This window comes from Mammaliicoccus stepanovicii (assembly GCF_002902525.1).
In the GTDB taxonomy this organism is placed as follows: Bacteria; Bacillota; Bacilli; order Staphylococcales; family Staphylococcaceae; genus Mammaliicoccus; species Mammaliicoccus stepanovicii.
The window spans coordinates 29,154-48,013 of the sequence record NZ_PPQZ01000118.1; the positions used below are offsets into that span (position 1 = coordinate 29,154).

The window sequence follows — 18,860 nt, forward strand, 5'->3', positions numbered from 1 at the left end:
AAATAAAAATCTAAAATATTAAGATTCAATAAAGTATAAGCGAGTAAAATAATAATGCAGTAAACCCAAATAATCGATAATACTTGTTCAACAAATAAAAACCATAATGAGACATTTCGTACTTTGAACATCTTGTTGAGATCTCTCAAAATAACTTCATGTCCACCTTGAGACCATCGAATACGTTGTTGCCAAAGCCCTTTAAATGTTTCTGGTACTAGCATCCAACATAATGCTCTTGGCTCGTATTTGATTTTGTAGCCAGATAAGTGGAACTTCCAAGATACAGCAATGTCTTCAGTTATCATGTCGGTATCCCAATAATTATTTGCCTCTAGAGCTTTTTTATTAAATAACGTGAACACACCTGAAATAGTATTGATATAACCATTAATAGTTTGTGCTCGCTTAATACTTCCGATTAAGCTTGCGTACTCAATTGTTTGAATTTTTCCTAAAAGAGTTGATTTGTTTCTTATACGTGGATTTCCAGTGACTGCACCTAGTTGAGGATCTTGAAGTAAGCTTTCTATCATGTAATAGGGCGCTTTGTCGTCAATGATTGTATCTGCATCGACGCACATGAGATAAGGATATTGAGCTGTCTGAGCTGCGATGTTTAAAGCATTGGCTTTACCTCTGTTGACATCAAGATTAATAAATTTAAAATCAAATTCATCTTGCAATCTCATCAACTCTTCTTTAGTGTTATCTGAACTACCATCATTTACAGCGATGATTTCTTTAATTGGAAATGATAGTCCATTCAAATTTCTAATTGTGTCCGCTATTGTTTCAGCTTCATTGTAGCAAGCAATAATAAAGGAAATTCCTTCTGTGGGATGGTAATTAATTTGTTGAAATTTCAACTTTCTTTCTATCAAAATATAATAAATCAGAGTACCAATAATCCAAAATATGGACATCATAATTGGATAGATAATTAAAAAATATAATAAATATTGCATATGTCCTCCTTTGACTACCGACCGGTAGTTAGTGTTTATATTATAACACTTCTTCAAAAAAAGACAATGGTATATTGTATTTTGTTACATCTAAACGCTTGTTTTTAGCGTGATTTTTGGATATTTTTACTGTATAGTTAGGCTTATGAGATAAAGGAGGAAATTAGGTGAAAGACACGTCTGAAAGACTAATCCAAATAAGTATGCAGGCTTTCTCAGAAAAAGGCTACCATGGAACTTCTTTAAATAATATTGCTGAAAGTTTGAGTATAAAAAAAGCGAGTTTATATAATTACATTAATAGTAAAGATGAACTTTATGAACTATGTTTAAAGCAATGTATAAAAGAAGGAATGGATATCATTGAAAATATTAATCCATATTCTTCAAATATGAGAGAAGAATTTTTGAGGTTTTTTCATGAATATTTATTTGAATCCGATACGCTCGTTAAGTTTTATGTTCAATTATCTTTTGCGCCATCAAAATTTACACAAGATATAGAATTTTACAACAATGAGTTGAGCAATAGTTTTAAACATAAATTAATTGAAGTACATGAAATTATTAAACTTGAAATGGAACAAGAAAGTTTCATTTTAACAATAAGAATGTTTATCAATGGTTGGCTTTATAGAAGGGCATTCATACAATCTAAATCAACACAAAATATAGTAAAAAATGAGTTCAATCATCATGCTGAAATGTTGTTGAACCAGGTTATGGAGATTTAAGTGAAGGATACTAAAAGTGAAATTATAGAAATAAGCATATGTGAGTTTTCTAAGAAGGGTTATTTAGGAGCTTCATTGTCAAGTATTGCTAATACTGTTGGTATTAAGAAGCCATCTCTATATAATCATTTTATTAGTAAGGAAATTTTGTTTATTAAATGTATTGATATAGCATTTCAAAGGCGATTAAGTTATGCAGAAGCGTTAAATAATAGTGACCACACCCAAGAAGATTTGAAAATTTTTTTAAAACATATACTGTTAGATAACATTAAATACATAAAATTTAATTACCAGGCTTGTTTTTTTCCAGCAACTGAAAAAATTGCTGAACATGTTAAATTATATTTTTTTCAATTCGAAAAAATAATAGATGAATCATTTTATAAAATTTTTGAAAATGAGATACCTGATTGTCGTGAAGAATGGGATGAACTATTTGAAACAATCAAGTTATTTATTTGTGGTTGGATAACTAAAAGATGCTATATTGAAAGTTTATCATTTGGGGAGATGGATAGTTCTATTAACAAATCTGTTGATAAATTATGTCGAAGAATATTTAAATAGTTCGTTTTTGTAGATAGTTTAATATTATATTAAGCGTTATGTTTTTATATTTTATGAAACAAACCTAAGAAAATCATGATGATCCTTAGGTTTGTTTTTTTGTATTTATTTAGTTATAACTTTTCAAAGTGTCTTCTATAAGGTTCCAGGCTAATTCAGTATTCACACTTGTTGCGAAGTGTGCGTTTGGTTCTTTATGATACGTATTGAGTAAATCAACAGACATCGTCCCGTAAGTTAATGGGCTACTATCTTCTATTTGAATATGTGTATGTTGAAGATTGAATATTTCTGGTTTTAATAAATATAGAATTGTACAAGCATCATGAATAGGGCCACCGTCCATATCAAATTGTTCTTTGTATGTAGATTTGAAAAATTTTAATAAATCGACGACTAGATTGGATACTTTGTTATTAATTTGACTGAAACGATGAATCACTTGATCATCTGCGAGCAATTGATGTGTGACATCAAGTCCAAAGACGATTATAGGAATACCACTTTCAAAGACTCTTCTTGCTGCTTCTGCATCCACCCAAATATTAAATTCAGCTGTTGGTGTCCAATTGCCGAATGTACCGCCCCCCATAATAACGATTTCCTTAATATTATTTACAATACTGGGTTCTTGAATCAGTGCCATTGCAATATTTGTTAATGGACCAGTAGCAACTAATGTTACAGGTTGTGTACTTTGTTGGACTTCATCAATGATTACTGAGACACCATGTTTAGAACTGGCTTTTAATGTGGGAACTTTAGGTAATGTGGGACCATCTAGACCACTTTCTCCATGTATACTTTCAGCAAAAGAAGCCTCCTTGATTAATGGCCTAGTCGCACCAGTTGAAACTGGAATATCTCCACGATTCATAATATCCAAAACATTTAAAGCATTGATTGTATTTTTATCTACAGATTGGTTTCCCGCAACCGTTGTAACAGCCAAGATATTTAACGGACTTATCTTGGCACCTGCTAAAATTAATGCGACTGCGTCATCATGTCCAGGATCGCAGTCCATGATGATATTTTTGTATGTATCCATTTATAACACTCCTTATTAAAGTATATGTTCTCCATTATACTAAAGCGGTTTCATCTCAACAAAATAAACGCCACATATAAATAAATTAATACTTTCTAAAATTTATATTGAAATTTTAGGCAAATACATATATAATTTTAAATCGTAATCATTACTATTTGATAAGGAGTTTTTATATGAAAAAATGGGCATCGTTAATTTCTATTGTATTTATCTGTACGATTGTACTTGCAGCTTGTAATCAAGATAATAGTCGTAACAGTGATTCTGATAAAATTAAAATCAAAACAACAGTTTATCCGGTGAAATCTTTTATTGAGCAAATTGGGGGTAAGCATGTTGAAGTGGAATCAATATATCCTCCTGGTACAGACTTACATAGTTATGAACCAACTCAAAAGGATATCTTAAATGCAAGTAAGGCAGATTTATTTGTTTATACAGGGGATGATTTAGACCCAGTTGCGAAGAAGATTGCGACTACTATTAAGAAAGATGATAAGAAATTATCATTACAAAACAGCATCGATCAATCAGAATTATTAACTGATCAGCATGAACATGGGGAAGAACACGACCACGATCATGGTGAAGAGCATGAACATCATCATCACGGTGGGTATGACCCACATATTTGGTTAGACCCACAAATCAATCAAGAAATGATTAAAGGTATTAAAGATGAATTAATTCAAAAAGATCCTAAAAACAAATCATATTATGAAAGTAATTTTAAAAAATTAAATCAATCACTTAAAGATTTAGACAATGAAATGAAAGAAGCAACAAAAGGACATAAAAATGATACAGTCTTTATATCGCATGAATCATTAGGATATTTAGCCAATAGATATGGCTTTGTACAAAAGGGCGTTCAAAGTTTAAATGCTGAAGATCCATCTCAAAAAGAATTAACGAATATTGTGAAAGAAATAAAAAACACTAACGCAAAATATGTATTATACGAAAACAATATTTCTAGTAAAGTGACTGATACGATACGTAAAGAAACAGATGCAAAGCCATTAACATTTTACAATATGGAATCACTTACAAAAGATCAAATGAATGAGGAAAATTTAACATATCAGTCATTGATGCATAAGAACATCAATAATATAACAAAAGCTTTGGACGATAAGATCAAAACAGATGATGACAAGAAAGAAGTACATGACAAAGCTATCGAGAGTGGGTATTTTAAAAATAGCCAAGTTAAAGATAGAACACTATCAGACTATGAAGGAGATTGGCAATTTGTATATCCACTGTTAAAAGATGGAACTTTAGATGAAGTATTTGAACATAAAGCAGAAGATGGAGATATGTCAGCTAAAGAAACCAAATCTTACTACGAAAAAGGCTATAAAACAGATATAGAGAAGATTAATATCAAAGATGACCAAATTTCATTCATTAAAAACGGCAAGACAACAACAGGAACGTATAAGTATGATGGACATGATATTCTGAAATACGAAAAAGGTAACCGAGGTGTAAGATATAGTTTCAAGTTAGTCGGTGAATCTAATAAAAATCTACCTAAATATGTACAGTTTAGCGACCATAATATCTATCCTAAAAAATCAGCACACTTCCACATATTTACGGGCGAAGACAAAGATAAAGTATTAAAAGAATTAGATAATTGGCCAACATATTATCCATCAAAATTATCTAAAGAAGAAGTGAAAGAAGAAATGTTAGCACATTAAAAAAATCCTGCTTTGCAGGATTTTTTTGTGTATAAAGATATTTTGGGTGTAGTGAGCGAAGCGGCCGACTGAATTTGGTTCTTTTAAATAAATAAGAAGTAGGTAAATTGATTTGCGGACCAGATAAATGAATATGTGGCCCGCAAACGGATTATTCGGTCCAGATAAATGAATATGTGGTCCGCAAATGGGAAATACGGTCCAGATAACGAATTATGTGGTCCGCAAACGGATTATTCGGTCCAGATAAATGAATATGTGATCCGCAAATTGGATATACGGTCCAGATAAATGAATATGTGGTCCGCAAATTGGAAATACGGTCCAGATAACGAATTATGTGGTCCGCAAATGGGAAATACGGTCTAGATAAATGAATAAGTGGCCCGCAAATTGAAAATGCAGGCCACCATTGTCATATGTTATTTGGTTGTGATGGTTATATTGATTTTGAGATGTTCAAATTGATTGGAATCAGATAGTGTGTTGTAGTCCGATTCAATATTTGCTAATTCATTGAGTAGGGCATGTTTCTTTGCTGTTTTGTACATAGATCCTGAATAACTTCGTGGTGGATTCGCCTTTAATTCTGCTAGTTCAGCTAAAATATCTTCTCGTGTTCTCATAATATTGCCTCCTGATTTTGTAGTTACAATAAAACAGCTCATCTTATAGTAAGAAGAGCTGTTTAGAGAACTTCTTATCTTCCAAGTCATGCTTGTTGGATTTAGCACAGTACGGTTGCCTGTTGCTGAGGTTTCTTTGGGCCAATTCCCTCCACCTACTCTTAATAAGATTACGAGCTATTTTATTGTCTGTTTATCATAACAAACTTTTTGAGATTCGTCGAAAATTAAAACTAAATGTTTAAAATTATCAAAATTGGTAATATATGAAGTAAATATTAAGAGGAGGAAAATAACAATGAAATTAAAATGGACTTCATTATTATTAGCATCAGGAATTGTATTAGCAGCATGTGGAAATGACGATGCTGAAGATAAAGACACGAAAGATGCTAAAAATAAAACTGAACAAACAAAAGAGACATCTTCAAATAAAGCAACTCAAAATACGATTAAGTGGGATGACGTGAAAGTATCTCCTGAAGACGCAGTGAAAGCTGCACAAAAAGATTCAAAAGGTGACTTGAAAGATTTATCATTTGAAAAAGAAACAGGTAAATGGAGTTATAAAGTAGAATTATTAGATGGTAAGAAAGAAAATAAAGTCTTAATTGACGCGAATACTAAAAAAGTGATTAATGTAGAAAATGAAACACAAGATTCAGATGACAATGATAAATCATTTAAATTAAGTGATGTTGCAAAATTTGAAGAAGTATTAAAATCAGCACAAAAAGAAGCTAAAGGTGACTTGAAAGAATGGTCATTAAGTGAAGAAAATGGATCACTTGTTTATTCAGTAGAACTTAAAGATGGTAATAAACCATCAACTGAATTTAAGATTGATGCGAAAAATAAAAACATTTTAGAACAAGAACAAGACTAAATATTATTGAAAAGTACCTAGGACATAAATTATTGGTCCTAGGTTTTTTTATGTTATAACACGTTTGATTATCATTATCATTTGCACTATTTAAATATTTTAATATAAAAAATTTGAAATAAGACTTACACAGAGGAGTTTTTATTTAAATTTTCAAAATTAATATTGACTATTTGTGGAAAAAAGCATAAATTAATAGATGATAATGATAATCAATTAGACGGGAAGTGCAGAATTTGAATAAGGTAGCAACTGCAATATTAGCAAGTACTTTAATATTAACAGCATGTGGGAAGAATGAAGATAAACAAGAAACAAACAATAAGAAAGAAACAGCTAAAGTTGATTTAACTAAAGAAACTAATGCATATAAAAAATATACAACTGAACAACTAGATCAATTTTTAACAGGAACTGAATCGTTCGTAAGTGCAGTTAAATCTGGAGATGTAGAAAAAGCAAAAGAAATTTATCCTAAAGTACGTATGTACTACGAAAGGTCAGAACCAGTAGCTGAAAGTTTTGGTGAATTAGATCCTAAAATTGATGCACGTTTAGCCGATATGAAGGAAGAAAATAAAGAAGATGAGTGGTCAGGTTACCATAAAATTGAAAAGTCTTTATGGGAAGATAATTCAACAACTGATATGGGACCTGTAGCAGATCAACTACTAAAAGACACAAAAGAATTAAGAGCAAAAGTTGATACTGTAGAAGTAACACCTAAATTGATGTTACAAGGATCGATTGATTTATTAAATGAAGTTTCTAGTTCGAAAATTACTGGTGAAGAAGAAATCTATTCTCATACAGACTTATACGACTTCAAAGCAAATATTGAAGGTGCAGAGAAAATTTTTGAAATATTAAAAGAAAAAGTAGCAAGCAAAGATAAAAAACTTGCTGAAACAACACAAGAAAGATTTGATAACGTTAATAAATTATTAGCAAAGTATGAAACAAAAGATGGCGGATACGTAGATTATACAGAACTATCTAAGAAAGAAACTAAAGTATTATCAGAAGCAGTTGATAAATTAGGGGAATCATTAAGCCAAATGGCAATAATTACGGAGTGATATAGCATGTCGAACGAAAGTAATCACATCGCAAGAAGAGATTTTCTTAAACTTGCAGGTGTTGGAGGTGCGGGACTGATATTAGGTTCTACCGGTGTCGGTGGAACCTTCTTGGCGTCGCAGTATTTCGCTAAAGATAAGAAAAATGTAAAAAATAAAGTTAATTTTTATGGTAAATATCAATCGGGAATTACGACTCAAGTCCAAAAACATATTTATTTTGTTGTGTTATCCATTAATAAAATGTCTGTTTCAGAAGTAAAAGAAATGTTTAAGACATGGACTAATTATAGTGTTCATTTAATGAATGGTGAGCCTGTTCAAGAATTAGGGAAGAATAAATTGCTTCCAAGTCCTGATACAGGAGAAACGATAGGGTTAGATGCCAACCGATTAACATTGACTTTCGGTATTAGTCCATCATTTTTTGAAAAAGTTGGTTTAACTAAACATAAACCAGAATTATTAGAAGACTTACCTCATTTTCCAAAAGACCAGTTAGATAAAGCTTATACAGGCGGAGATATATGTATTCAAGCATGTTCAGACGATCCACAAGTTAATTTTCATGCTATAAGGAACTTAATTAGAGTAGCTAAAGGCGAAGTTTCTATGAAGTGGAGTCAGTCTGGATTCAACTCGTTCAAAGACACTGAAGGAAATATTGAAACACCAAGAAATTTATTTTCATTTAAAGATGGTACAGGAAACCCATCTATTAATAAGCAATCTGAACTAGATAAATTCGTGTTCATTCAAGATGGATGGGCTAAAAATGGTACATATATTGTAGCTAGAAGAATACAAATGCTGTTAGAAACATGGGACCGTACGGCGCTTGAAGAACAAGAGGCTACTTTTGGTAGATATCGTCACTCTGGAGCACCAATAGGTAAAGAGAAGGAATACGATGAATTTGACCCAGACATTAAAGATAAAAATGGAGAGCGATTAATTGAAAAAGAATCGCATGTCAGTTTAGCAAAACAATCAAAAACGAATATTTTGAGACGTTCATTTTCATATTCAGATGGTATTAATCCAAATACCGGCGCTTTTGATGCAGGATTATTATTCTTATCATTTCAAAAGTCTCCAGAACAATTCATTAAGATTCAAAATAAAATGGGTGCAGCTGATAAATTAAATGAATATATAACACATCGTGGTTCAGGTATTTTCTTATGTTTACCAGGTGTCCAAGAAGGAGAATATTTAGGTGAAACGCTATTTAATCGTATTTAGTATTGTAATGTTATTCAGCATGGTAGCACCACTTACAATAAAAGCAGAGACAAGTTTAAGTGATATTTATATTAGTGTGACAGATGCTAAATCAGCAATACAAGATAAGGATAACAAAAGCTTCGAAAAGCACCTTAATCACATCAAAGATAACTGGAAAAAAGTAAATAAAAAAGACCATAAACTTGTTAACAAAATAGATAAAGACATTAAATCAGTTGAACAACATCAATCATCAACTGCTAAAACTAAATCTTTAAATCAATTAACAACAGATTTAATTGCATATGAAAAAGTGCTTAACCCTGTAAATAAACAAGAAAAAAGAGATAAATTACAAAATCAAATGTCACCGCTTATTAAAGATATAACCAAAGCAATATCTAGTGAAAATTTTGAAAAAGCAAGAGAAATAAATAACAAATTAAACGCGACATGGACAAGCAATGAAAAAATAGTAAGAGAAGAAGATATAGGTCGATATGGCCAAATTGAAACAGCATTAATGTTTACAAGAATAGAACTTACAAAAGACAAAGTAGATGCATCAAGTGTTCAAATGCAAGTTAATCAACTTAAATCAGAATTAGACGACTATCATGCAGGCAAAAAGTCAGATGCCAAAACAACAAGCCATGATGTGAGCGTATTAAATGAGCATCTAGATCGAGCAATTAACAATATTGATAATCAAGAATTAGCTGAAGTAAAGCAAGAACTACAACAATTTATTATAGCTTGGCCAAATGTTGAAAGTGATATTAGCACTAAAAACGCACAACTTTACACTAAAATAGAACAAAAAATCCCTCAATATGCGGGCCAATTAAACGATAAAAATAAAAATGACATTAAGTCGAACTTAATCACAATTAACCACGAAATTAAAGAAACAACAAATAAGACGAGCTATACATATTGGGATGCTGCACTGATATTGTTACGCGAAGGTGTAGAAGCATTACTTATCATTATGGCGCTTATTACTGTGACTAAGAAATCATCTCAGAAAAAAGCAACAAACTGGATATTAGCAGGAAGTAGTTTTGGTATCGTACTTAGCATTACATTAGCATTTGTATTTAAAGCAATTTTTGAAAATTTAGGTTCCACGAGAGAATTAACAGAAGGAATTGTAGGTATTGCATCAGTTATGCTTATGATTATAGTAGGTATGTGGTTGCACTCTAAATCAAGTTTACAATCTTGGCAAAAATTCATAAATAAAAATATGGAAAAAGCAATGTCTACTGGGAGCATTGTGACTTTTGGTTTGGTTGCATTCCTATCCGTATTTAGAGAAGGTGCAGAGACCATTATTTTCTACTTAGGAATAGTAGGGAAGATTTCAACATTCTCTTTAATACTAGGGATAGGTATAGCACTTGCAATCTTAATAGTCATTGCAGCTTTCTTTAATCAAATAACTAAATGGATACCGATAAATCGATTGTTCTTGCTGATGTCTATTTTAATATTTATATTAGCATTCAAAATACTCGGTGTAAGTATCCATACATTACAAATATTAAATGTTGTACCACAACACGCGATTAATCATTTACCATTTATAGATTTAATAGGATTTTATCCGACTTATGAAACATTCATACCTCAAATGGTTTTGGTTCTGATAGTAATCGTATACTATGGTGTAAATAAGATAAGTAAAAATAAATAATGCTACTTTCCGAATAGGAGTAGGACAGAAAACTATTGTATAGATAGATTTCTGTCCTTTTTTTATGACATATGTCATATAGAAAATATGACAGTTTGTACTTATATCTAGTGAAGATGCAACATACAATTAAAGTAACTTATTAAGGAAGGTGAATGTATTGATAAATATTCAACATGTAACGAAAACCTATAATAATGACAAGGTTGTAGATGATGTTTCTTTTCAAATTAAGGAAGGCGAATGTACAGCGTTGATTGGACCTAATGGTGCAGGGAAATCTACTTTGATCGACATGATTATCGGGGATAGACATCCTAATAGTGGAACGATTGAAAGCAACATGAATCAATTAGATAAGAAGCGAATGGGAATATTATTTCAATTGTCTGCCTTCCCTGATGTAATGAAAGTGAAAGAATTATTTATGCTCTATAAATCTTTTTATACAAATACAATATCGATAGAGTATTTCAAAGAAATCACACGATTTAATGATCGGAAGATGGAACAATTTGCTACTAAATTATCTGGTGGTGAACGTAGAATACTTGATTTTGCTTTAGCGATTGTTGGTAATCCTGATTTTGTAATTTTAGATGAACCTACCAGTGCGATGGATACGGAAATGAGAAAACATTTTTGGAAAGTAATAGAAAAGATGAAAAGTGAGGGTAAGACGATATTTTACACTTCTCATTATATTGAAGAAGTGGAGCGAATGGCAGATCGTGTTGTCGTATTAAACAAAGGAAAACTTATGATAGATAGTACACCAAGAGCAATTCGACATAATGAAAATAAAACAAATATACAAATACCTGTAACATATAAAAACATTCTCAACCAAATTGAAAATGTAGAAATCGAAGAAATGAAAGATGTAATAAAAATCATAACAAGTGATGTGAATCCAGTAATTCAGAAGTTTCTAGCGCTGCAAATTGATTTTAATGAAGTTGAAATAACAAAAGAATCTTTAATGGATACAATATTTTCAAATGATGAGGAAAGGATTTGATGATATATGCTATGGTCATACTTTAAATCAGAATTGTTATTAGTTTCACGAAAGAAATCATATTTAATACTTTCAATCCTGTTACCACTTGTGTTTTATTTGATTTTTACGGCAATGCTCGACTTACCTAAAGAATATGAAACAAAATTTTATAAAGAATATATGTTTAGCATGGCGACTTTTAGTTTGAGTAGTTTTTGTATCATGACTTTTCCTCTTGAAATGATAGAAGACAAAAAAAGTGGATGGGCAAAAAATTTATTTAAAACACCGTTATCACCCGTTTATTATTATATGGGTAAAATAATGAAATTAATGTGTATGTTTTGTTTAGCGATAATAGCATTATTTTTAACTGGTGGATTGTACAAAGGCGTTGAAATGTCAATTGGTGAATGGATTGGCTCAGGTTTCTTATTATGGCTAGGATCAAGTATGTTTTTGTCATTGGGCGTACTTATTTCACAGTTGAAAGATATCCAAAAAGCAAGTGCAATTGCAAATATATTATATTTAGGACTCGCAGTTATTGGAGGTCTATGGTTTCCAACAGATCAATTTCCTAATTGGTTGAAGCAAGTTTCATATTTTACTCCGACGTATAATTTAAGAGAGTTATCTTTATCATTTACAACGAATGGCGGTATACACTTTGAATCACTACTGATTTTATTTATTTATTGTATACTATTTATAAGTTTAGCTTTATTCATTCGAAAGAAGACGGAAGTGGTTTAATGAATATATTAGACAAAGTAAAAGCAAATCCGATTGGGTCATCAAATTTAATATATTTAATTTTCCCAATACTTAGTTTGACAATATTAGGTTATAAAGGGTCTTTATGGAGTGGTATTTTGGTTACCACTCTATTTGCTATTAGCTATTTGATGATGATTTATACGAGAATGGACGATAAATTGCTGCTTAGACGTGTATTGTTCTTCATTCATTTAGTTGGAATATTATACTTTGTTAGTCATTTTAATCCTTCACACTTATTATTTTTCTTTTATGGTGCATATATATTGCCATACGTATTTCGCGTGAAGTTAAATTCATTTGAAGTCTACATGTATATTATAGCGTTCACCATGAATGCAATCATAATAAGCTTTATGAATCAAGAGTATTTAATAGTACTCATTCCATTAGGGATTGTTATATTACTGGTTATGTTCGGGAATTTTAAGGCTATCGAATCTGAAGCATTGCAAGAAGAAATTAGAAATAAAAATGCCCATATTAATATACTCATTGCTGAACAAGAAAGACATCGTATTGGAAGAGATTTGCATGATACGTTAGGCCAAGTATTTGCAAGTTTAAGTATTAAATCTGAACTAGCATCTAAATTAATAGACAAAGATATTGATAAAGCTCGATCTGAAATAATGTCAGTAAATGCATTATCTAAAGAAGCACTGGCTAAAGTTCGTACAATTGTGGATGATTTAGGCGTACAGTCCTTTGATGAGGAAGTGAAAACAATAGATGAATTACTTAAGAATGCTAATCTTTCCTTTGAGTTTAAATATGAAGGTCGTGCAAGTGAATTAAGTACAACTAAACAATCCACTTTATCTATGATTTTACGTGAAGCTGTTAATAATGTGATTAAACATGCATATGCTACAAAAGTTTTCTGTGAAATTGTTGAAGAACAAAATAGTTTGAACATGATAATCCAAGATGACGGTATCGGTATTAATAAGATTAGAGATACTGATTTTAAAAGTATAAAAGAGCGTACAAAAATCCTAAATGGCAACTTTGATGTGTGTAATAGAGAACAAGGCTTGAAAATAACTATCAGTTTACCAAAAGGAGACGACTCATTATGATATCAGTTGTTATAGCAGAAGACCAAGAAATGTTAAGAAATGCAATGGTCCAACTTATGGAATTAAATGGTGAAATAGAAATAATAGGTGATGTATCTAATGGAGATGAAGCAATTGATTTAGTTCATAAACTACAACCAAATGTTGCTGTATTAGATGTAGAAATGCCTCGTAAAACTGGTTTAGAAGTGCTGAAAGAAATTAAACAGCAAAAATACAATACAAAAGTAGTTATTGTGACAACCTTCAAAAGACCCGGTTACTTTGAAAATGCTGTAGCGAATGATGTAGATGCGTATGTGCTTAAAGAAAGATCAATAGAAGAACTTGTTAGGACGATTAAGAACGTAATGAATGGCGAAAAGGAATATAGTGAATCGTTGATGACCTCCATGTTTAAAGATAAAAATCCACTAAGCATTAAAGAACAGTTAGTATTAAAAGAAATAGGTAAAGGATTATCGAGTAAAGATATATCGAAGGAACTTTTTTTATCTGATGGTACTATACGAAATTATACGTCGACCATTATAGAAAAATTAGAAGCGGACAATAGATTTGAAGCATGGAGAATTGCGAAAGAAAAAGGATGGATATAATATCCATATGGACAAAATCATGGAATAACTATCGAGTTAATCCACGAAATAGGCGAAGTCATGGAATAACTCGGAAGTTAATCCACGAAATAGGCAAAGTTATGGAATAACTCGGCAGTTAATCCACGAAATGGGCAAAGTCATGGAATAACTGAGTAGTTAATACATGATTTTGGCAGAAATTAAATTCAAACCTATAATAAAATTAGAATTCAACAAAAACTAGGCTACTTATTTCCTATGAAATTCAGGAAATGAGTAGCCTAGAACATAATAGCTTATTAAGTTTTTATTGTAAGAGGTTCAGTACCTATTTGTCCAAAACTCGTATAATATAAATCACGTCATTTTAACTGTGTGTATAAAGTCATACAATGCATCTAATTGAACAAGTTGTTGGTTACAACGAATACTGTCGTGGCATATATAATTACCGTTTTTAGTATAAGTGCCATCGCCTTTAGATTTAGTTGTTGATAAGAACATAGATACATTAGATTCTTTCTGACATATACTGCAAATGCCTGGTTTGATAGCAGGTGACAAATCGCCAACCACGCCCGTTAATTTTTCGTTTTCATCATACAATACAATATATTTCTTCTGTTTCCCAGAATCATTCCATCCTATATATGAAGATTCTTTTAGGTCTATATTTTCCCAATCTGGTTGTTTTAATTTTTTTGTTTTTTTAAAGACTTTTTCAAGTTGCTTACTTGATGGTTGTTCAAAAGGTATGACATACGCTTTTAAGCCGATTAATAGCTTATCTACTTGCGCTCTTGAAATTTTCTTGTTCATGATGATATTAACAAAGTCAGTTACTTCTGAATGTTTTTCATTAAATAGTTGTGCTATATGGTCATCCGTCATAGCTTGAAATGTTTCGATGGTCTTTGGATCATTAACTGATTTATATACGTTTACTAATTTCTCTGCTTGTTCTTTAATACTTACAAATTGATATGGTTGAATAAAATTATTCATAAAAAATCCCTTCTTTAATTAATTTGATCTGTGGGTATGAATAATTGTAGAGAACGCGATACATTAGTTTGCATCTTGAGATCCCTCCTTAGTAGTGAATAGTATAGACCTTTATATCGATTTTTTCAATGTAAATTGTTTGTAATACACATTGACTTTATTATTCTGAAAATTTAAGATGATGTTATGTATAGATTTACAAAAAATTAACATTCTTTACAAAATATTAATAACTAAAGGAGGTTTTCATTATGGCAAATTTCTTGAAGCCGGCAAAACATATTGAGCCATTACCTAAAGAACAAGTTGACGATACATATAAGAAGCTACGACTTCAAGTGTTCATTGGTATATTTTTAGGGTATGCGGGTTATTATTTATTAAGAAAGAACTTTTCACTTGCTATGCCAGCGCTTATTGATGAGGGGTTCAGTAAGACTGAATTGGGGTTTGCACTTTCTGCGATTTCTATAGCCTATGGATTTAGTAAATTTATTATGGGAACAGTTAGTGATAGAAGTAATGCTAGGGTGTTTATTACATTAGGACTTGTGTTAACAGCTATAGTTAACTTATTAATGGGCTTTATTCCCGTGCTTACGTCTAGTGTAGCCATTATGTTTGTGATGTTATTCTTAAATGGTTGGTTCCAAGGGATGGGATGGCCACCTTCAGGACGTGTACTTGTGCATTGGTATAGTGTGAGTGAACGTGGTGGAAAGACTGCGATTTGGAATGTTGCACATAATGTTGGTGGTGGGCTTATGGCACCAATAGCATTGGTCGGTATTTCGATTACAGGTACGTTATCGTTTGGATATTTAAAAGGATTTGAAGGGGCATTTATTTATCCAGCAATTATTGCACTGATTATTGCGCTCATCTCTTATATGCTTGTTAGAGATACACCTCAATCTATGGGGTTACCACCGATTGAAGATTATAGACAAGATTATCCTTCAAAAAATAAAGAGACGTTAGAAGTTGAATTAACAACTAAAGAAATATTGTTTAAATATGTTTTAAATAATAAGTGGGTTTGGATGATTGCGATAGCGAATATCTTTGTATATTTCGTAAGATATGGTGTGTTAGATTGGGCGCCAACGTATTTAAATGAAGAAAAGGGATTTAACCTTAATGAATCTGGATGGGCATACTTCTTATACGAATGGGCAGGTATACCAGGAACGTTACTTTGTGGTTATATTTCTGACAAAGTATTCAAAGGTAGAAGGGGGCCAGCAGGATTTATCTTCATGCTCGGTGTAACCATTGCAGTTATCATCTACTGGTTAAACCCACCAGGTAATCCTTTAATTGATAATATGGCATTGATAGCGATTGGGTTCTTAATTTATGGACCAGTTATGTTAATTGGTTTACAAGCATTAGATTATGTACCTAAAAAAGCAGCAGGTACAGCTGCTGGACTAACAGGATTATTCGGTTATTTAGGTGGAGCTGTTATGGCAAATATTATTATGGGTATGGTCGTTGATTCTCTTGGATGGGATTCAGGATTTTTATTACTTACAATTGTTAGTGTTTTAGCTATGTTAAGCTTTATATTCACTTGGAATAAGCGTGGACAAGAAGTGTTAAAATAAAATATTTGTTAAAATTAAACAAAAAAGTCTAGAATTTATCTAGACTTTTTTTATTTTGAATATTTACCTAATTTGAAAATGCAATTATAATATGTTCTATAGTTTACAGTTTATTCAAAATATTTAATTAAATGTATTGGGAGTTTTTAATTATGAGAAATATATATGAGATTAAATACTTAAGATATTCGGCAACAAAATACCGAATTCATAACGGGATATCATTTTTTATTGTATTAAAGGGGCATGCCATGGTAACTATAAGGGAAAATAGTTATGATTATAATGAAGGCGAACTATTTATACTTAAACATAATGAATGCTACAAATTAGATGTATCAGAAGGGAATGTAGTCGTACAAATTCATTTTTATGAATCGTTAATTGATAATATGATGCCAGGATTATTATCAAGTGAATTTAGACTGAAAGGTCAGTCAGATGTCATGCCATTAAGAGACGCATTAGCACAAATGTGTTTTATCTACTTGAATAAAAAAGTAGATAAAAACATAAATATAATGAAGAAAATGATTTATATATTAGAAAGTTTTGATGAATTTATCGAAATTGATCCGAACCAAAATATTTATCAACACCAGCAAATACATCCAATGATAGAAGAAATTAGAAACTACATTTATTATCACTACAACGAACGCATTACGATGAATACTTTCACCAAGAAATATCACCTCTCCGATTCATACTTCTCAAAAATGTTTAAAGAGCAAATGGGCATGAATTTTAAAGATTATTTAACAGGTATTAGGTTATTAAACAGCATTTATGATTTAATTCATACACATGAAAAAATTATCGACATCTCAGAAAAACATGGTTTTAATAACGATTCATCATACATAACATGCTTTAAGTTATATTATGGCGTGACACCTAAAAAATATAGAGATATGTTTCAAATAGAAAGTAAACGATTTGCTAAGCAAAATTTTTACAATGAAGTGGATTATGAAAGAAATTTAAGTAGGGATGAGATGAGAACACAGTTGAGAAGTTTTGAAGAAAAATATTTAAAAGCAGAATGTGTATAAGACGAAATAAAGGATTAAATACAAATTAATGGCCCAAATTGCTAGACATAATCGTTAAGCAATTTGAAGCCAATTGTTATCCTTTAGAAACATAGTTCTTGATGACTTCTTTATTTCTTTCTTTAAACAGCTCATTATGACTAGAAACTAGACCACCATCTTGAGCATTAGGATCGATATAACGTTTAGCTAAGTTTGCTGCATTTGCTGCATCATTGAAGCAAGACGCTATGAGATGGGCTTTGGCTTCATGTTTTAGAATATCTCCAGCACCGAATATACCAGGTACAGAAGTTTGTGTGTTACCAAGTCCTTCAATATAATAGTCACTTACTAAATTCACTTTAGTTTGAGCATTGTGTAGAAGCTCTGAGTCTTGATCGAATCCGTGACTTATGATGACTTCATCAACTTGCAATGTTTCTTGTTCTTTAGTGTCCACATGCTCAAGAACTACTTCGGAAATAACAGGTTTATCTATATGACTATTCAATTGTTTAATAGCCATGCTTGGCTTCTTCGTTATATTTAAATCGTTTAATCGCTGCTTCATATGTTCATGACCAGAGATGTCTTCTTTACGGTAGCAAATCGTAATGCTTTTTGCATAATCAGATAGATCGCATGCCCAATCCAATGCTGAATTACCTGCACCTGAAATCAATACATGTTTATTTTCAAATTTCTTGATGGATTGTACAACGTAGTTTAGATTAGTTAGTTCATATCTTTCAGCACCTTCAATATCCAAAGTAAGTGGTTTGATAATGCCACTTCCGATAGCGATAATGATTGATTTAGTATGATACTCACTGCCTTGTTCTGTATATATTATAAAGTGTTTTTCTTGAACCTTTTTAATATCGATTACTTTTTCTTCTAAACATACTTCTGGATTAAAATGCAATCCTTGTTGAATTAAATCTTGAATGACTTCATAACATGGTTTTGGCGCAATAGCACCAATGTCCCAAATTACTTTTTCAGGGTAAATTTGCATTTTGCCGCCAAGTTTATTCTGGAAATCTAAGATTCTAACGCTCATACCGCGTAACCCGGAATAGAAACTTGCGAATAAACCTGCTGGACCTCCACCAATAATTGTAACGTCGGTTTTATTCATTGATCAAGATGCCTCCTATTTCTATATATAAATATATTATCCTACATATGCGAATGAGAATCAATA

General features: G+C 31.4%; 18 protein-coding genes and 1 riboswitch. Of the genes, 13 read left to right on the plus strand and 5 right to left on the minus strand.

Going from position 1 to position 18,860, the window contains the following annotated elements; genetic code table 11:
* On the minus strand, positions 1-968 hold a 968-nt coding region (pgaC, locus tag CD111_RS11615), incomplete at its 3' end, for a poly-beta-1,6-N-acetyl-D-glucosamine synthase (protein ID WP_240610513.1).
* A 167-nt stretch (positions 969-1,135) separates the two neighbouring features.
* Here pgaC and CD111_RS11620 point away from each other — a divergent pair.
* Complete coding sequence (locus CD111_RS11620) at positions 1,136-1,702, plus strand: TetR/AcrR family transcriptional regulator (protein WP_095089500.1); 567 nt, start codon at positions 1,136-1,138, stop codon at positions 1,700-1,702.
* Positions 1,703-2,272, plus strand: coding sequence for a TetR/AcrR family transcriptional regulator (locus CD111_RS11625; RefSeq protein ID WP_095089498.1), 570 nt, complete (start codon positions 1,703-1,705; stop codon positions 2,270-2,272). It abuts the gene before it with no gap.
* A 109-nt stretch (positions 2,273-2,381) separates the two neighbouring features.
* Here CD111_RS11625 and CD111_RS11630 read toward each other — a convergent pair whose 3' ends face one another.
* Positions 2,382-3,323, minus strand: coding sequence for a nucleoside hydrolase (locus CD111_RS11630; RefSeq protein WP_095089495.1), 942 nt, complete (start codon positions 3,321-3,323; stop codon positions 2,382-2,384).
* Between the two features lie 176 nt (positions 3,324-3,499).
* Between CD111_RS11630 and adcA the strand changes: the two genes are divergently transcribed.
* Positions 3,500-5,038 (plus strand): zinc ABC transporter substrate-binding lipoprotein AdcA, encoded by a 1,539-nt coding sequence (gene adcA, locus CD111_RS11635; RefSeq protein ID WP_095089493.1) that lies wholly within the window; start codon positions 3,500-3,502, stop codon positions 5,036-5,038.
* Positions 5,039-5,460: 422 nt separating this feature from the next.
* On the opposite strand, the gene CD111_RS11640 is transcribed toward adcA, so the two are convergent.
* Positions 5,461-5,664, minus strand: a complete 204-nt coding sequence (locus tag CD111_RS11640; RefSeq protein WP_095089491.1) for a hypothetical protein — start codon at positions 5,662-5,664, stop codon at positions 5,461-5,463.
* Between the two features lie 71 nt (positions 5,665-5,735).
* Positions 5,736-5,835: riboswitch (SAM riboswitch) on the minus strand.
* Between the two features lie 127 nt (positions 5,836-5,962).
* Here CD111_RS11640 and CD111_RS11645 point away from each other — a divergent pair.
* From CD111_RS11645 to CD111_RS11680, 8 genes are all read left to right on the plus strand, one after another.
* Positions 5,963-6,550: a PepSY domain-containing protein gene (locus tag CD111_RS11645; RefSeq protein ID WP_095089489.1), complete on the plus strand. Its 588-nt coding sequence runs from the start codon at positions 5,963-5,965 to the stop codon at positions 6,548-6,550.
* Between the two features lie 236 nt (positions 6,551-6,786).
* Positions 6,787-7,629, plus strand: coding sequence for an iron uptake system protein EfeO (gene efeO / locus CD111_RS11650; protein WP_095089487.1), 843 nt, complete (start codon positions 6,787-6,789; stop codon positions 7,627-7,629).
* Between the two features lie 6 nt (positions 7,630-7,635).
* Complete coding sequence (gene efeB, locus CD111_RS11655; protein ID WP_095089485.1) at positions 7,636-8,874, plus strand: iron uptake transporter deferrochelatase/peroxidase subunit; 1,239 nt, start codon at positions 7,636-7,638, stop codon at positions 8,872-8,874.
* On the plus strand, positions 8,849-10,555 hold the full coding sequence (locus CD111_RS11660; protein ID WP_095089484.1) for an FTR1 family iron permease: 1,707 nt from the start codon (positions 8,849-8,851) through the stop codon (positions 10,553-10,555). The genes efeB and CD111_RS11660 overlap by 26 nt, the downstream gene beginning before the upstream one ends.
* A 160-nt stretch (positions 10,556-10,715) precedes the next feature.
* Positions 10,716-11,576 (plus strand): ABC transporter ATP-binding protein, encoded by an 861-nt coding sequence (locus CD111_RS11665; protein WP_095089482.1) that lies wholly within the window; start codon positions 10,716-10,718, stop codon positions 11,574-11,576.
* Positions 11,577-11,582: 6 nt separating this feature from the next.
* Positions 11,583-12,314, plus strand: a complete 732-nt coding sequence (locus CD111_RS11670) for an ABC transporter permease (protein WP_095089480.1) — start codon at positions 11,583-11,585, stop codon at positions 12,312-12,314.
* Positions 12,314-13,420, plus strand: coding sequence for a sensor histidine kinase (locus CD111_RS11675; protein WP_095089478.1), 1,107 nt, complete (start codon positions 12,314-12,316; stop codon positions 13,418-13,420). Before CD111_RS11670 ends, CD111_RS11675 begins: the two co-directional genes overlap by 1 nt.
* On the plus strand, positions 13,417-14,019 hold the full coding sequence (locus CD111_RS11680; protein WP_095089476.1) for a response regulator transcription factor: 603 nt from the start codon (positions 13,417-13,419) through the stop codon (positions 14,017-14,019). Before CD111_RS11675 ends, CD111_RS11680 begins: the two co-directional genes overlap by 4 nt.
* Positions 14,020-14,358: 339 nt before the next feature.
* On the opposite strand, the gene CD111_RS11685 is transcribed toward CD111_RS11680, so the two are convergent.
* Positions 14,359-15,006, minus strand: a complete 648-nt coding sequence (locus CD111_RS11685; RefSeq protein ID WP_095089474.1) for a FusB/FusC family EF-G-binding protein — start codon at positions 15,004-15,006, stop codon at positions 14,359-14,361.
* A gap of 251 nt (positions 15,007-15,257) precedes the next feature.
* On the opposite strand from CD111_RS11685, the gene glpT reads away from it, so the two are divergent.
* On the plus strand, positions 15,258-16,616 hold the full coding sequence (gene glpT / locus CD111_RS11690; protein WP_095089472.1) for a glycerol-3-phosphate transporter: 1,359 nt from the start codon (positions 15,258-15,260) through the stop codon (positions 16,614-16,616).
* Positions 16,617-16,768: 152 nt separating this feature from the next.
* A complete protein-coding gene (locus CD111_RS11695; RefSeq protein WP_095089470.1) occupies positions 16,769-17,671 on the plus strand; it encodes a helix-turn-helix domain-containing protein in 903 nt (300 codons plus the stop codon).
* A 76-nt stretch (positions 17,672-17,747) separates the two neighbouring features.
* Here the strand turns inward: CD111_RS11695 and CD111_RS11700 are convergent, their stop codons facing one another.
* Entirely contained in the window at positions 17,748-18,794 is a 1,047-nt protein-coding gene (locus tag CD111_RS11700) for an NAD(P)/FAD-dependent oxidoreductase (protein WP_095089468.1), read from the minus strand.
* Positions 18,795-18,860 lie beyond the last annotated feature (66 nt).

Coding starts and splice junctions, on each gene's coding strand:
- CD111_RS11630 (WP_095089495.1), bottom strand. CDS start 3,323: ATGGATACATACAAAAATATCATCATGGACTGCGATCCTGGACATGAT.
- adcA (WP_095089493.1), top strand. CDS start 3,500: ATGAAAAAATGGGCATCGTTAATTTCTATTGTATTTATCTGTACGATT.
- CD111_RS11640 (WP_095089491.1), bottom strand. CDS start 5,664: ATGAGAACACGAGAAGATATTTTAGCTGAACTAGCAGAATTAAAGGCG.
- CD111_RS11645 (WP_095089489.1), top strand. CDS start 5,963: ATGAAATTAAAATGGACTTCATTATTATTAGCATCAGGAATTGTATTA.
- efeB (WP_095089485.1), top strand. CDS start 7,636: ATGTCGAACGAAAGTAATCACATCGCAAGAAGAGATTTTCTTAAACTT.
- CD111_RS11670 (WP_095089480.1), top strand. CDS start 11,583: ATGCTATGGTCATACTTTAAATCAGAATTGTTATTAGTTTCACGAAAG.
- CD111_RS11675 (WP_095089478.1), top strand. CDS start 12,314: ATGAATATATTAGACAAAGTAAAAGCAAATCCGATTGGGTCATCAAAT.
- CD111_RS11680 (WP_095089476.1), top strand. CDS start 13,417: ATGATATCAGTTGTTATAGCAGAAGACCAAGAAATGTTAAGAAATGCA.
- CD111_RS11685 (WP_095089474.1), bottom strand. CDS start 15,006: ATGAATAATTTTATTCAACCATATCAATTTGTAAGTATTAAAGAACAA.
- glpT (WP_095089472.1), top strand. CDS start 15,258: ATGGCAAATTTCTTGAAGCCGGCAAAACATATTGAGCCATTACCTAAA.
- CD111_RS11695 (WP_095089470.1), top strand. CDS start 16,769: ATGAGAAATATATATGAGATTAAATACTTAAGATATTCGGCAACAAAA.
- CD111_RS11700 (WP_095089468.1), bottom strand. CDS start 18,794: ATGAATAAAACCGACGTTACAATTATTGGTGGAGGTCCAGCAGGTTTA.